The sequence below is a fragment of the Ruminococcus sp. genome, assembly GCF_019417665.1.
Lineage (GTDB): Bacteria > Bacillota > Clostridia > Oscillospirales > Ruminococcaceae > Ruminococcus_C.
In genome coordinates this window covers 48,194-63,341 of the sequence record NZ_DXUU01000004.1, presented here as the reverse complement: position 1 = coordinate 63,341, position 15,148 = coordinate 48,194, and the positions used below count along the sequence as shown (strand labels likewise).

General features: G+C 47.9%; 14 protein-coding genes. 7 read left to right on the top strand and 7 right to left on the bottom strand.

What is annotated here, in order from left to right:
• Positions 1-38: 38 nt before the first annotated feature.
• The gene (locus QZ375_RS02110; RefSeq protein ID WP_295214519.1) at positions 39-989 is read left to right on the top strand and encodes a lysylphosphatidylglycerol synthase domain-containing protein; all 951 of its coding nucleotides are present in this window, start codon (positions 39-41) and stop codon (positions 987-989) included.
• A 107-nt stretch (positions 990-1,096) separates the two neighbouring features.
• Positions 1,097-2,383 carry an O-acetylhomoserine aminocarboxypropyltransferase/cysteine synthase family protein gene (locus tag QZ375_RS02105; RefSeq protein WP_295214514.1) on the top strand — a complete coding sequence of 429 codons (1,287 nt, stop codon included), beginning with the start codon at positions 1,097-1,099 and terminating at the stop codon, positions 2,381-2,383.
• Positions 2,384-2,751: 368 nt separating this feature from the next.
• On the opposite strand, the gene QZ375_RS02100 is transcribed toward QZ375_RS02105, so the two are convergent.
• From QZ375_RS02100 to QZ375_RS02080, 5 genes are read right to left on the bottom strand one after another with little or no spacing between them, the layout of a single operon-like run.
• On the bottom strand, positions 2,752-3,417 hold the full coding sequence (locus QZ375_RS02100) for a M15 family metallopeptidase (protein WP_295214510.1): 666 nt from the start codon (positions 3,415-3,417) through the stop codon (positions 2,752-2,754).
• A gap of 24 nt (positions 3,418-3,441) precedes the next feature.
• Positions 3,442-5,574: a hypothetical protein gene (locus tag QZ375_RS02095; protein ID WP_295214506.1), complete on the bottom strand. Its 2,133-nt coding sequence runs from the start codon at positions 5,572-5,574 to the stop codon at positions 3,442-3,444.
• Complete coding sequence (locus QZ375_RS02090; protein WP_295214503.1) at positions 5,571-5,729, bottom strand: hypothetical protein; 159 nt, start codon at positions 5,727-5,729, stop codon at positions 5,571-5,573. Before QZ375_RS02090 ends, QZ375_RS02095 begins: the two co-directional genes overlap by 4 nt.
• Positions 5,716-6,645, bottom strand: a complete 930-nt coding sequence (locus QZ375_RS02085) for an ABC transporter ATP-binding protein (protein WP_295214500.1) — start codon at positions 6,643-6,645, stop codon at positions 5,716-5,718. The genes QZ375_RS02090 and QZ375_RS02085 overlap by 14 nt, the downstream gene beginning before the upstream one ends.
• Positions 6,642-7,043, bottom strand: coding sequence for a GntR family transcriptional regulator (locus tag QZ375_RS02080; RefSeq protein ID WP_295214497.1), 402 nt, complete (start codon positions 7,041-7,043; stop codon positions 6,642-6,644). The genes QZ375_RS02085 and QZ375_RS02080 overlap by 4 nt, the downstream gene beginning before the upstream one ends.
• Before the next feature lie 502 nt (positions 7,044-7,545).
• Here QZ375_RS02080 and QZ375_RS02075 point away from each other — a divergent pair.
• The 3 genes from QZ375_RS02075 to QZ375_RS02065 all read left to right on the top strand — a co-directional run bounded on the left by QZ375_RS02075 (position 7,546) and on the right by QZ375_RS02065 (position 10,197).
• Complete coding sequence (locus QZ375_RS02075; RefSeq protein ID WP_295214494.1) at positions 7,546-8,553, top strand: metal ABC transporter substrate-binding protein; 1,008 nt, start codon at positions 7,546-7,548, stop codon at positions 8,551-8,553.
• A gap of 88 nt (positions 8,554-8,641) precedes the next feature.
• A complete protein-coding gene (locus QZ375_RS02070; RefSeq protein WP_295214487.1) occupies positions 8,642-9,349 on the top strand; it encodes a metal ABC transporter ATP-binding protein in 708 nt (235 codons plus the stop codon).
• A gap of 2 nt (positions 9,350-9,351) precedes the next feature.
• Positions 9,352-10,197, top strand: coding sequence for a metal ABC transporter permease (locus tag QZ375_RS02065; protein WP_295214484.1), 846 nt, complete (start codon positions 9,352-9,354; stop codon positions 10,195-10,197).
• 152 nt (positions 10,198-10,349) lie between these two features.
• Here the strand turns inward: QZ375_RS02065 and QZ375_RS02060 are convergent, their stop codons facing one another.
• The gene (locus QZ375_RS02060) at positions 10,350-11,549 is read right to left on the bottom strand and encodes a hypothetical protein (RefSeq protein WP_295214482.1); all 1,200 of its coding nucleotides are present in this window, start codon (positions 11,547-11,549) and stop codon (positions 10,350-10,352) included.
• Between the two features lie 224 nt (positions 11,550-11,773).
• On the opposite strand from QZ375_RS02060, the gene QZ375_RS02055 reads away from it, so the two are divergent.
• Both QZ375_RS02055 and QZ375_RS02050 read left to right on the top strand, forming a co-directional pair.
• A complete protein-coding gene (locus tag QZ375_RS02055; RefSeq protein WP_295214480.1) occupies positions 11,774-12,538 on the top strand; it encodes a YdcF family protein in 765 nt (254 codons plus the stop codon).
• A gap of 26 nt (positions 12,539-12,564) precedes the next feature.
• Complete coding sequence (locus QZ375_RS02050) at positions 12,565-13,293, top strand: MBL fold metallo-hydrolase (protein WP_295214476.1); 729 nt, start codon at positions 12,565-12,567, stop codon at positions 13,291-13,293.
• A gap of 60 nt (positions 13,294-13,353) precedes the next feature.
• Here QZ375_RS02050 and QZ375_RS02045 read toward each other — a convergent pair whose 3' ends face one another.
• Positions 13,354-15,117, bottom strand: a complete 1,764-nt coding sequence (locus QZ375_RS02045) for a hypothetical protein (RefSeq protein ID WP_295214473.1) — start codon at positions 15,115-15,117, stop codon at positions 13,354-13,356.
• Positions 15,118-15,148: the final 31 nt, after the last annotated feature.

The window sequence follows — 15,148 nt, the reverse complement described above, 5'->3', positions numbered from 1 at the left end:
ACTTCACTCGGCGGCAAACACCGCAGAAAGGACGTTTCATGGGATTTCTCAAAAAATACTATAAGCTCATCGGCACGATCATCACTGTCATTGCCATGGTCTTTGTGGTGAAAAAAATCGTCACCATGGATGTGGACTGGTCTATGTTCACCCACGGAAAGACCCTTGCCATGATCTGCGGCTGCACCCTGGTTCAGGCGGCAATGGTGCTCTTTATGACCATGCCGTGGCTGCGGTTCATCCGCATTCTCTCCGGCATCCAGATTCCCGTCCGGGATGCCCTTCCGGTCTACACACGTTCCAATCTGATGAAATACGTTCCCGGAAACGTCTTTCAATATGTGGGACGGAATCAGCTTGCCGCTGACCTCCATATCAGCCACGTGGATGTGGCGTGTGCCACAATGCTGGACATTATCTGCTGTATGCTCACGCCTCTTTTGCTGATTGTCGTCCTCATGGGACGGGATATGCTGGAATTGTTCGTGACCTACCGCAAAAATTTCCTGATCGTTCTGGGCGTGGGTATCCTGGTACTGGTGCTGGCGATCGTCATCCTGCGCTGGAAATTCCGGGAACAGCTCCATAAATACTTTGAAAAATATCGAAAACTCCTGAGCCGCAGCATTCTCCCACGAATCCTCGTGGTATTCTTGCTCTATCTGACGCAATACGTCATCTCTACCGCAATGTACGCTGTGCCGGCATACCTCATGTTTGACGTTCCGGCAGAAAAAATGGGGCTGTTTCTGGGAACATATCTGTTCTCGTGGATCATCGGTTTCGTCACCCCCGGCGCTCCTGGCGGCATCGGCATCCGGGAGGCTGTCATGGTGCTCATGTGCGGCAGCTTTATGAGCACGGATACCATTATGCTTTATGCTGTGACGATGCGCATTATCTCCACTTTTGGTGATGTGTTTGCTTTCCTGACAGGACTTGCCCTGGAACGCATCTGGAAAAAGAAAACGGTACATACCACAGTATAATCCCCCTATAGGAAAAATCTATGGGGAGCAATCTGAAATTCCCACTACCAGAAAATGATTTTTTATGCTATAATAGAACTATTAAAATAACTCAGGAGGAATTGACCATGTATCCTTGCAGTCCAAATGCAAAAATTGAAACCAAATGTCTCCATGCCGGATATACTCCCGAAAACGGTGGCCCCGGTGTGATGCCCATTGTACAGAGCACAACCTATCGCTTTGATTCCACAGAGCATGTTGCAGCATTGTTTGATATGCCTACAGAACCCATGTATTCCCGGTTTGCGAACCCCACCTGTGATGCTGTAGAGCAGAAAATCACCGCAATGGAAGGCGGTGTTGGTGCAATGCTCACCACCAGCGGTCAGGCTGCTTCACTGCTGTCTGTTCTGAACCTGTGCAGCGCCGGAGACAGCCTGGTTTCCGTAAGCACCATTTACGGCGGTACGGTAAACCTATTTAGTGTAACTTTGAAACGCTTCGGCATTGAGTGTATCTGGGTAGATCCCAACGCCAGCGAAGAAGAGATCGAAGCAGCCATCCAGCCCAATACCAGACTGGTTTTTGGCGAAACCATTGCCAATCCCGCATTGACAGTGTTTGATATTGAAAAGTTTGCCAAAATTGCACACCGGAATCATATTCCGCTGATCGTGGACAATACATTCGCCACACCGGTGCTCTGCCGTCCCTTTGAATTCGGCGCAGATATTGTAGTACATTCCACCACCAAGTACATGGATGGCCATGCAGTACAAGGCGGCGGCGTCATTGTTGACAGCGGTAATTTTGATTGGGCTGCCAGTGGGAAGTTCCCGGATTTCACCGAACCGGACGAAAGCTATCACGGCGTTGTCTATACCAGAGATTTCGGAAAAATGGCATATATCATCAAGGCGAGAATGCAGCTCATGCGTGACTTCGGCTGCTATCCGGCAGCAAATTCCGCATTTTTGCTGAACCTCGGATTGGAGACATTGCCTGTGCGGATGCGGCAGTATTGTGCAAATGCCATGGCAGTTGCCAAGATGTTGAAGTCGTCTGATAAGATCGCATCTGTGACCTATCCGGGTCTGCCGGATGATCCGTGCCATGCTCTGGCGGAAAAGTATCTCCCGGATGGAACTAGCGGCGTAATCTCCATCTCCATCAAAGGCGGCAGGGAAGCGGCAGTCCGCTTTATGGATGCACTCCGTTTGGCTTCTATTGAGGTACACGTAGCGGATATCCGCACTTGTGTACTGCATCCGGCTTCTGCCACCCATCGCCAGCTCACGGAGGAACAGCTGGTTGCTGCCGGTATTGACGGCGGTCTGATCCGGATCTCTGTGGGATTGGAAAATGTAGAGGACATTATTGCAGATCTGGAACAGGCGCTGGATAAGGTGTAACATTATAGCAAATCGCTCTATTACGTCGTAACAGTAAAAACAAAACTGCTTTCCCCTTTGTGAACCTTTTTCATCAAGTAAAATTTTGCAAACGTCCCGGTGGGACGCTTGCAGCGAAACCAACCGAAAAATGCGGGCGAACGCAGTTCGCCCCTACAATATCGCCCATCTAAAACTTTATGTTGTTATGTACTGGAGGTTTCAGATAAACCCGATGGGAGCAAGCCCTCGCCCCTACGTTTTCAAGCCAAAAGATATGCAGCAGCATTCATACACGAAAAAAGCACTCTCTGCCATTGCAAAAGAGTGCTTTTTTCTGTTTGGGATTTAAGGAAGAAGTTTTATCATAAGAAGTTGTCAGAAAATAATTAGGAAAGATACTCCTCCAGGCAAATTCCTTGTGTATGAATGGTTTCTGCGGCTTCTTTCCCTACATAGCGATAGTGCCATGGCTCATAGGTAATGCCCGTGAGTTCTGTCTTATTTGCCGGATATCGTAGAATAAAGCCATATTCCCACGCATGGTCTGCCAGCCAGGAGTAAACTGTCTCATTTTCACTGCCTTGTGAGGTATCTGCATTGATATCCACCGCCAGACCCAGCTGATGTTCACTTGTACCCGGAACAGCAACCTCTTCTTCTGCAAGAGCTTCTGCGTCTTTTTCAGAGTAACCTTCGTTTTGATAGACTTGTATTTTTTCATCCATCATATCTTGCTGTTCCTGTTCTGTACGATATCCTTCACCGACTACTGGATATACACCATCTGCACGGGCAGCATCAAACATTGCCTGCAAATCAGGATAGATTCTTTCATCGATCTGCCTTCCGTTGGATAGTTCCAGCAGATTTACCTCATATTCTTTCGGAATAGGATTCCATTCGTTAACCAATATTAAGTTCCATGCGGTATTCCTGCGCTGTACATAATGAGAATCAGAATGCAATCTTCCAATCATGTACCAACCGGCAATTCCGATCAACAGCAGTCCAAGGAAAAGCGCAAGTATCTTCCGGATCATACCTTGTTTCATATGTCAGTCCATTCGCCCAGCACATCAGTACTCATCATAACTTCCAGTGTTAAAGTTTTCATTCACCTGTGTATCTGTGAAGAAAGCATCCTTCAGCGGCAGCATAATATAATTTTCACTGTATTCCTCTTCGTCAGTCACATAGGGATAGATCAAGATCTCAGCATACGCTTCGCCAGCCTGAACAGGTCTGTCCTCTGCATATTTCAGAAGCAGCTGGTAGGTTTCCAATTCACTGAGCGGCATGTTGTCTGCATCATCATAACAGTCAGCGTATTTGTAAGAACCATTGACCGTTCTGCCATAGGCACTGATGTTCAGAGAAGCGTTGATGTCGGCATTATGGAAGAATGTGTCACGGGAATCCGCCTGTGCATCGTAGAGCATGTCATAGTATTTCTGAAGTGTTTTCGGCATCAGATCTGCATAAATCGGACAGCTGATCGTCAGATTATCGCCGTTTGCACGGAAGGTATAAGCAAAACTTACTGCATAGTTTGCATTTGTCGTCTGTTTTTCATAGAACTTCTCAAAGGGAACGGTTTTCAGTTCTTCTACATAGGAGTCATACAGAGCTTCTACGCCAATCTCTCCATCACCTACATATGTTTCCATGTATAGCGTATTTTCTACTGGCTCCGGCGGTGTCATCCATGCCTTAACAAATTCCTCGTTGCTCTGCAAGGATTCCATGAGAGCACCAGCCTCGGAATTCGGGATCATAACAGAACGATACAACGTATCATCCTTGGTGCGGATGGTGACAGCATAGTCTGTATATGCACTTGTGCCGGAATGGTTGTAATATTTGTTATAGTAGGAATTCTCTCCCTTTTCCCATGTCTCAATGTTCTCATTCAGATAGTAGGATACCAGAGAAATGACTGTGGGATCGGTGATCTCGATCTTCTGGCTCGTCAGATCCACGTACTCTCCATATCCCAGATATGCCCCCTCGTAAACAGAGCTGCCGTCATTACTGTTGCGGAAGGAAACACTTTCGATCTCCTGCACTGCCGGACGCTGATCCAGGATCTTTTTCTCTGCCACATGCATCCCCAGCAGAATACCGCCGTTCAGGACAACCAACACTGCCAGACCCGGCATTGACCGGAGCAGATTGCGCCATTTTTTTGTGGTGATCAGCTCGTAAGTAAAATAGATCAGGAGCGCAATGATGTATAGGATCAAGAATGTAAACAAGTCCTCACCGTTTACACCGTCTACACCATCGTGCAGACAAGAGTGCAGTGCCCCAGTGACAAAGACACAATAGGTCATAGTTACCACAATACGGTAGACATTCTGGAGCATCCGGCTGGGGGCCGACTGTCCAGCAGCTTCACTGCGGCGACGGCAAAACAGCCATGCGCCAATGGCGAAGTAGATCAGTGCCAGAAGCAGCGTATAGACAAGCGCCTGCCAACCTGGCTTGAATACACTAATAATGTCATCGCTGGAGCTGATGCCATATAATCCGGCGAGCAGAGAGATCAACAGGTTGTTGCTGCTGCGAAAAAAACTGTCAGATTCGCCTGAACCGAGCATAAAGGGCATATTGCCCGTAACAGTTGCACTTAGGAAAGACATACAAAGCCGAGGCAGAAACAACAAGATCGCTGAAAACAGTACGTTTGTGAATACCGTTCCCGTCAGGCTCATGGCAATGAGAATGCCAGAGATCATCAGGGCACACATCAGAAAAATACTGCACAGATAGGGCAAAAGAGTATCATATAACAAAGTGATGTACTGATGCGTGATCGCACAAGAAATCAGAGATACTGCCGTGCTCACTGCTATCAATAATACGATCCACAGGAGAATTGCCCCAGCATAGTTGAGATAAAGAGTAATGCGCTTGTGGGGCATGGCGTGATACAGATCCGAAGCAGCACGGCTGTCCAGGAAGTGGAACAGTACCAAAGTCATCAGCGGTGCGACCAACAATACCAGAAGTATTAGCGGATTTGCACTCCAGGCATTCCATGCTTCTGTAACATAATAGGGTTCATTTCTCACACTGATCACATGACCAATGGGTATAAACAGAGCACCCAGTACCATGACAACCATAGCGAGAATGCCGATCATCTGGCACTGCCGGAATCCTTCCCGCAGCAGTCCCAGGGAAAATGTTGATTGCTTTTTATTCATCTTACTAATCCTCCTCTTGCATGAAAATAGGTCACTGCACAAACTGTCCCCAATCCCAGTACCAGCAGCAAAATAATCAGATTGGTCAGCAGCTGATGCCGCATTTCCCGTCTGTCCTGGTGCCGGTAAGAATAGCGTTTCTCAAGATTTTGCATTTGCAGCACCCTCCTCGTTCATTTCGTCAATCTGGAATGTATAGCCCAGCGTTTCCATTTCATAAGTGAAGATCTCCTCCAGAGACAGAGGCAACACATCCAGGAGTATCGGCTGCATGGCACGAAGTTTATCCACAATATCGTCACGGTCACCGCCTACGATCATATTTGCCACGCTGCCGCTCTTTTCAAAGTGAGAGATCTGGATGCCGTCGAACTTGGACTTGTCATATTCCTCCCGGAATGCGATCTGGATCTTGAACTGTGAAGTCTTGAGGTTTTCGATGTCGCTTTCCAGCACTAGACCACCCTTATGGAGCAGTGCCAACTGGTCGCAGATATCTTCCAGCTCTCGAAGAGAATGAGATGTGATAATTGCCGAAGCACCGCGCTCCAGAACATCCTCACAAATGAGCCGCTTGACAAAATTCCGCATGACCGGATCCAGACCATCAAAGGTCTCGTCGAAAAAGAGATAATCCGGCTTGCAGGACAGTGCCAGAATGGTTGCCGCCTGACGGCGCATACCCTTGGAGAACTGTCCCAAAGACTTGTTTCGGGGCAACTGAAACTGGCTGCAAAGCTTTCGGAACTGTTCCGGGTCAAAATCCGGGTATGTATTGCGGTACATCCGCTCCATGCGGTTCAGATTGGCACCGGAGAGAAAATACAACTCATCAGGCACATAAGCAATGCGGCGCTTTACCGCAGGATCGTCCCAGACGGGCATTCCATCAATAAGGATCCGTCCGCCGTCCGGCTGGTATACACCGGTAAGGGCACGCAAAAATGTGGATTTTCCGGCACCGTTAGAGCCGACCATGCCATAGATACAGCCAGAACCGATGGTACAGGTGACATTTTCCAATGCAGTGAAATCCTGAAACCGCTTTGTGAGATTTTTTACTTCGATCATACTATAGTCCCTCCCTGTTGGTGCTGCTTTTCAGCATCTGCATAGGCCTGTTCCACACAGGCACTGATTTCCTCTTTGGTCACGCCGGCAATCGCCAGCTCTGTGAGTAGTTCTGTCAGATCCTTCATCTTCGCACGTCCTTTCTGTAGCAGTTTCTCTTGTGCGTCTGTACAGACAAAATAGCCTTTTCCCGGTACAGATTGGATCAGCCCTCGGGCGTCCAAATCTGTATATGCCTTTAAAATGGTACGGGGATTGATAGAATTTGTCATAGAAACATTTCGCACCGACGGAATCTGACTGCCCGGCAGCAGCACATCTGTCAAAATAAAACGTTCTACCTGTGCAATGATTTGCTCATAGACAGGCTCTCGTGACATGGGATCAATTTGAAACATGGCAAGACCTCCATTCCTGTTCTGATGTATGATGTGATCCAATTCAGTTTCAGCATAATCTTTATGCGTTGTATGCGTTATAAGTGTTGTACACTTCATGAAACACATAAAGTATAGCATATCCAAAAGACGTTGTCAAGGGGTATTGGAAAATTTTTTGCAATCATAGAAACATTCCTACGTTGTCCCCCACGAGAATCTATTTTTTGTTCGCATAAAAAATCTCTTGACATCTCATATCAAATCTGCTATAATATGAATATGAAAACCATTTTCATATTCGAGCCGAACGGGGGGACACGATGTGCCCCTGTTTTTCTGCCCTAGAGTCTGTTTCGTAACTTTTTCTGCGTAGATTTTTGAGTGAATTTTCGTTGATTTCAAGGCAAAAATTCGCAGGCTGGCTTTCGTCCGGCAAGAATTTTTAACGCAGAAAACAACAAAATTCACCAAAAAGGTGCGTGGGAAAAGATACGAAACAGGCTCTCATGAAAGGAATCATATGAAACGAAAATTGGCGCTTATGCTTGCCGTATGCCTGGGGTGGTGTTTTCTGCTGACGGGCTGCGGCGAGGATGTGGAAACTGTAGGACAACTGCAAGTGGTCTGCACGATCTTTCCGGAATATGACTGGACACGCCGGATCGTCGGCGATGCAGCCGGGGTGGATGTAACGCTGCTGATAAAAGGCGGCACAGATCTGCACAGCTATCAGCCGTCTGTAAAGGACATTGCCGCCATTTCCCAGGCAGATGTCTTCTGCTATGTGGGCGGTGCGTCGGATCAATGGGTGACGGATGTGCTGGAAACAGCGGAAAATGACACTGTCCAGATCGTTTCCATGATGGAGGCGGCTGACGCCAACGAGGAAGTGATCGTGGAGGGAATGCAGGAAGAGGAACACCACCATCACGAACATGATGATCATGAAGAACACGAGGACGAAGATCACGACCACGAAGAGGATGAAGAACTGGACGAGCATGTCTGGCTCTCCCTGCGTCGGGCACAGCCTGCCTGCGAAGCCATCCGGGATGCCCTTTGTGAAGCAGATCCGGCACATGCGGCGCAATATCGGGAAAACTGTGCTGCCTATATCAGTGAATTACAGACACTGGATGGGAAATATCAGGAGATGATGGCGGACGCTGTGCGCAGCACCATTCTGGTGGCAGATCGGTTCCCCTTCCGCTATCTGGCAGAGGATTATAACCTAACATATTATGCGGCATTTCCGGGCTGTTCCGCAGAGACGGAGGCAAGCTTTGAGACCATCGTCTTTCTGACCCGGAAATTGGAGGAATTGGAACTGCCTTGCATTCTGACCACAGAAGGCAATGACCAATCCCTTGCCCGAACGGTGCTGGAAAATGCAGATTCTAACGCAGAAATATTGGTACTCAACTCTTTGCAATCTGTGACGCAGGAGGAACTGGATCACGGCGTGACCTATTTGTCACGAATGGAGGAAAATCTGGAAGTATTGCAGAAGGCATTGACAGTGGAATGAAAATCCTCTTTTTCATTTATCGCCACAGGAGATACCACCATTCCTCATCCCTAACTCCTAATTTCAAATAGAAAGTATGGTGAAAGATATGGCACAGTTGACTTGTACCGACCTGACTCTAGGATATGAGGGGGTGCCGGTGACAGAACATCTGTCCTTCTCGGTAAATGCCGGGGATTATTTGTATATTGTAGGGGAAAACGGTTCCGGAAAAAGTACGCTCATCAAGGCGCTGCTCCGGCTGAAAGCACCCATGGCAGGGAAAATCGAAACCGGTGACGGCTTGCAGCCCGATGAGATCGGCTATTTGCCCCAACAGACAGCAGTGCAGCGGGATTTTCCGGCGTCAGTGCAGGAGATCGTCCGTTCAGGCTGTCTGAACCGCAGCGGATTCCGACCCTTTTACACAAAACAGGAAAAACAGCTTGCCCAGGAAAATATGGAACGTCTGGGAATTGCCCACCTGGCAAAGCGGTGTTATCGGGAACTATCCGGCGGACAGCAGCAGCGTGTACTTCTGGCACGGGCACTGGGTGCGACGCAAAAAATGCTGCTGTTGGATGAACCGGTGACAGGACTAGATCCCAAAGCACAAACGGAGCTGTATGAGTTGATCCAGCAGCTAAACCAGCAGGACGGCATTACCGTACTCATGGTCTCCCATGATATGGAAGCGGCGGTGCGGTATGCCACCCATGTGCTGCACATCAGCAAAACGCCGCTGTTTTTCGGGACAAAAGCGGACTATCTCAAAAGCAAGATCGGGCAGGCATATACCGGGGAAGGGACGGTGTGAATATGGGACTTTGGGAACAACTGACAGGCTATCTATCCTTTACATTCGTACAGTATGCGCTGATTGCCGGAGTGCTCATTGCCCTCTGTTCTTCGCTTCTAGGCGTGACACTGGTGCTGAAACGGTTTTCTGTCATTGGCGATGGGCTGTCCCATGTGGCGTTCGGTGCCCTGGCAATTGCCACAGTGTTACGGCTGAACAACGAGATGATTCTGGTTATGCCGGTGACGGTGGTATGTGCAGTGCTGCTGCTGTGTGCCAACCAAAGTGCAAAGATCAAGGGGGATGCTGCGATTGCCATGCTTTCAGTAAGCGCCCTTGCCATAGGCTATCTGGTGCAGAATCTGTTTTCCGCTTCGGCGAATGTTTCCGGAGATGTATGCAGTACCCTGTTCGGATCTACGCTGATTCTGACGCTGTCGGAAACAGATGTGTGGATCTGTGTGGCCATGTCTGTGGTCGTTATGGCAATTTTTTTCTTGTGCTATCACAAGATTTTTGCAGTGACTTTTGACGAGACATTTGCTGCGGCAACGGGTATCCGTGCGAAAATGTATAATTTTCTCATTGCAGTCGTCACGGCGGTCATCATTGTTCTTGCTATGAATCTGGTGGGATCTCTGCTGACCTCGGCGTTAATTGTTTTCCCAGCGCTGTCGGCAATGCGTCTGTTCCGGAGTTTCCGTGGCGTGATCGTGTGTGCAGCGGTGATCTCAATGGTATGCGCTGTAGGCGGCCTGCTGATCTCCATTCTGGCATCCACACCTGTGGGTGCAACCATTGTGGCAGTGGATCTGGCGGTATTCCTAGGATGCTGCGGCGTAGGTGCGCTGGTGCGGCGGAAGTGATATAAAAATGAAATGGGCGAACACGTGGAGTTTGTGTCCGCCCGTTTTGTATATGGAAGATAAAAGTCTAGCCGATGCAGTCAATGTAAGGGATTGTATGAGACGACATTTGACCACCAAAGCGGTCAGATCGGCGGATATCATAGGTAATATTAGTTTTGACCTTTACTGTTGTCTGCGTAAGCCATCACCTTGACAGATTCTGTATCAAGCCTTGCAAACAGTCGGATCGTAATCGCAATGAGGAATACTAGATTTGCCACAGCCAGGTATTTTAAGTCGAAGATTGTGACCTTAAATAAATAGGTAACACTGCTTAGGAAGCAAACCAGATTGATACCAACCGCAATCCACCAGTCCTTATGATATAGGAATGCCCAGACAATACTGAAAATGCAGGCGATAAAAACATATCGTTCATGCATTGCCGGCAGGAAATAAATACACACCATTGTACTCCAGACAGCCAATAAGACAATTTCTTTGGAATCCATTGAACCTTTGTGGATCAGCAGACATGCACCGATGCCCAGTGTCAGAATGGTGAGCATAATGCCGACTTTGGAAAATATTGCATAGTCTCCAGGAAGAAATACATAAATATTGGGGCATTCCATGGTCAGATTCTCGTATATTGACGTCTGCTTGGTATAAATGGTAAATGTGTCCACAATACCCCTTCCAGCGAAGATCGCCGGCAATGCAGCAATAATAAAAACAACGGGAATCCAAAGAAAGTTCAAGGCTCTCATTTTTTTCGCTGCAAAATAGTAAATGAGAATGACTGGCAAGAAGAACATCGCCTGCAATTTAAAGGCAAATGCAATGCCGAAAAAAATCATAGAGAGGGCATATCGTTCCTTTACCATAAAGTACATGCAAAACAGCAGCATGGAGACATAGATGAAGTCGCATTGTGCCCAAAAGGCTGAATTGAGAAATACTACAGGGGTAAACAAAATGGCTGCATAGGCGAGTAGATTTTCCATTGTGAACAGCTTTGTCTGCTGAAAATGTGAGAGAAGCAGTATTACGGCAAAAGCACCAATAAAGTCAAACAATACGGAAAAGCCTTTTATCTCGTATAAATCCGAGAATGGGGTGCGGGCGATCACAGCTAGAAAGAACATGTATGGCACATTATATTCGCCGATGTTTTCGCCAATGCCGGAAATGCCCGGGTGCTCTTTCAACTGATCAATCCAACTTTTCATAAAGTAGGAATAGTCAGCAGTTTCCAAGGGAAAAAGCTTGATCCGCAGAAGCAGTCCAAGGATGGATACAGCAAAAAAGCCGATGAAGATGACATTCTTCTGAAAAAAATCTAAGAATCTTGTTTCATACCTTCTCATTTTAGAAATCCTTTCTTTTTTGACGTTTACTGTATAAAAATATGAAATGCTTATTATACAGTACTGTCTGAATTTAACCCCGTACAAATCATATTATAACAGATAGTATACGTTTTGTCAAATATAATATTATTTATGTAGAAAAAATGTGAAAATTGACAAAGATTTTTTCCTGTGCTATAATAAAAAGAAGAAAGCACGCCATACTATCCAGGAGGAGCCCTATGCGAATACGATATCTTTTTCTCATCCCTGAACTGATCTTATTGTTCTTTTTTGTTGCACCGGTGTTTAAGCGTATCTGCAACCCCGGCAACATCGGCGGTGCATTGGGCTGTCTGTTTCTGATTGCACTTACCCTATTTCCCCATGCACTGGGACAACTGTTCCGCCGGATATGGGAACATCTCCCTGGAAAGATCGGGCTGTCCGTACTGGGCGTACTGGTCGCTGCCGGGTTGATTTTTTCCGGCATCATGTCCGTGCAGATGGCACGTGCAATTGCTGATACACCGAAAACACCGGAGACTGTTGTGGTGCTGGGCTGCAAAGTACGGGGAACAAAACCCAGTGCCATGCTGACCCGACGGCTAGAGGCTGCACTGGAATATCTGGATGAAAATCCCTCTGTTTCCTGCGTAGTTACCGGAGGACAAGGCGCTGGTGAGGACATTCCAGAGGGACAAGCCATGAAACTCTGGCTCGTGGAACACGGCGTGGCGGAAGAACGGATTCTGGTAGAGGATCAGTCTACGGATACCCAGGAAAATCTCCGCAATGCAGCCGAAATTCTAGAGGAAAACAGACTGGGCACGGAAATTGTCATCGTGACAGATGGATTTCACCAGTATCGTGCCGAACTGCTTGCGGAAAAAGCAGGGCTGGAGGCATCGGCATACAGTGCTTATACCAATCCACTCTATGTGCCCACCTATTGGGTGCGGGAGTGGATGGCATTGTTTCAGCTGCTGGTGTTGGGGCATGGTTGATAAAAATTAGGAATGAGGCGTGTTTTATGTTGGAGCAATTGACGCCAAGGGTATACCATCTGCGGTTTTCCCAAACGAAGGATCGTCCGTCTTTGGGATATATCCGGGGAGATCGGTTTTCCCTTATGGTGGATGCAGGGAATTCTCCTGCACACGTGCAGGAATTTCAGGCGGCAGTGGATGAAGCCGGTTTTCGCCGGCCAGACCTCGTAGCCCTGACCCATTCCCACTGGGATCACTGTTTCGGGCTGAGTGCGCTGGATATCCCGTCCATTGCTTGTGTGCAGACACGCCAGTCTCTGGAAATGGTATCAAAACTGCAATGGACGCCGGACGAACTGGAGAAAAATGCAGAAAAGGGCATTGTGCCCCGTCTGTGCGTGCCACGGATACGAGCACATTTCCCACAGCTGGAAACCATCCGTGTGGCACTGCCCACACTGACGTTTTCTGAATCCATGACCCTGGATCTGGGCAACTGCACCTGCGTCCTACAGCATGTAACCAGTCCCCACGCCAGAGATACCATGATCGTTTGGGTAAAAGAGGAACGCATGGTATTTCTGGGAGATGCAGTCTATCAGGAGTTGGTAGATGATGTTTGGACGGAACGCCCGGAAAAGCTGCGAAAACTGGTGCAGGAACTGTTACCGTTGGATTTCACTGTGTGCCAGCCGGCGCACCAGAGAGCAATGACAAAAGAAGAACTGCTGACCTGGTTTGCCCGACGAATACAACGTGCAGAAGAAATATAAAACAACACTGCACAAAAACCGCCTGATGATTTTGCACATCAGGCGGTTTTTCTATTATTTTTAAAAAATATTCTCTGTGAACACCAGCACCCAATAAACTGTGCCGTTATCGTCCCTTACCGGAAACGACTTCTGTGCTTTTTTCAGCAATGGATCTACCTGAGTCAACAGCATATCGTACTCACCCTGATCCAACAGCAGAAAATATTCTTCTTGTTCCGGTTGATCTTCGTACCAGCTTTGTGCCGTCTGATATTCCGCCGGGCTTACACCATATTCATTTACCTCCACATTGCGAACCAACATTTCTGAATCCGAGATCACAGTCATGGCATTTGCGTGCCAGAATGTGGCGTAGCCGTAAGTCAATCCATGTTCTTTCAGTACCTCCACCAGCTGATACTGGGTATTTTCCTTGTAATAATCCTTGGGCAATGCCGCCACATTCCATACGCTAAGTGCACAGAAGCAAACCACAGGAATACATAAAACCCCAGCGATCCGGTTCATGGAAGTGCGGTTGGAGATCGCCCAATGCAAAAATACCATGGAAACAACGGCAGAAGTGCAAACAATGGGGCTGAGCCGCCAATTCGCCATAGATAAATAGCCACAGATATAGCCCACCATAATGAGCGCTGTCATGATCCAGTGTGCCCAGATCAGAATCCGGATCTGTCTGCCTGATTCTCCCTCATACTTCGGATAACAGCAAGTCGCTACAATGGGAAGTACCAGCAACAGAATGGCTGCCGCCATACGAATGAGGTTTTTCACGCTTTCCCCATTCATGAGCGGCGTGCCCGGAATATCCTCCAGTCCCAACAGTTTCAGCCATGCCAGCGGAAATGTCTGCGCATGTTCCAGCCAGGTAGATTGGGCTGCATAATTGGAATAGGAATCCGCATAGTCTGCGGTAATGCCCCCTGCCCAATGCTGCCCCAACATCAAGCCGCACAAGATCATCACAACCAGAGTCAACAACAGCAACAGCACTCTGCCATTTTTCAAACTCACCAGAGGTGTTCGGCGATCCAGCAAACGTTCCAAAAAAATTGCCGCCAGAATGGGCAGAGCAAAAATCGTCAGCGCTGTCACCTGATCGGTGCTGCACAACATGAAAAATACTAGTAATACGATCAGTGTGATACAAGCGTGGATACACCGGGAGCGTTCCTTCTTCGAAGCATCCGAAGGCACTTTCTGCTCCAGCAGATTTTCCAGCCGAAATAGCAGGAACAACCCGTAGAACAAAAAGAGAATGCCCAGACTATAATAGATCGTATGTCCCCAAAAGATCTCACGCAGCTTTTCGCTGGAACTGACAACAGCCAGCAAAACTGCCGCTGCACCGCAGATCCAACGATAATTCCAGTGCATTTCTTTGAGCATAAGACAGAATCCCGTCAGGAACAGCAAGAAAAACAGCAACATACCCAAAGTATGGGTCGTCATAGACAAGCCAAAAAAGGGCATGAAGATCAGCATGAGCAGACTTCCGCCGAATGGCAGCAGACAGGCATAGGAAAAATCCGGGTTAAAAATACTGCCGCTGTCATAGGAAGCTTTTGCCCAGTATATAGTATCGGTACAATCCGCATGAAATTCGCCCTTGCTGGGAAAGAGAATATAATAAACCACAATAGCTGCCACAAAAAACAGCAGCATTGGCGGCAAAGTAAGCGTCAGACCCTTTCCGAAATCCTTCCAAAACGAGCGTGTATTCTCCGGCACTTCTGATTCATCAGGCACAGCCGGAGAATCCGATACAATCGGTTCTTCTGGTGCATCAGCCGCATCGGGCGTGTCTAAAATCTTCGACACAATTGCCTCCTTCCCCTGCACGACATCTTTC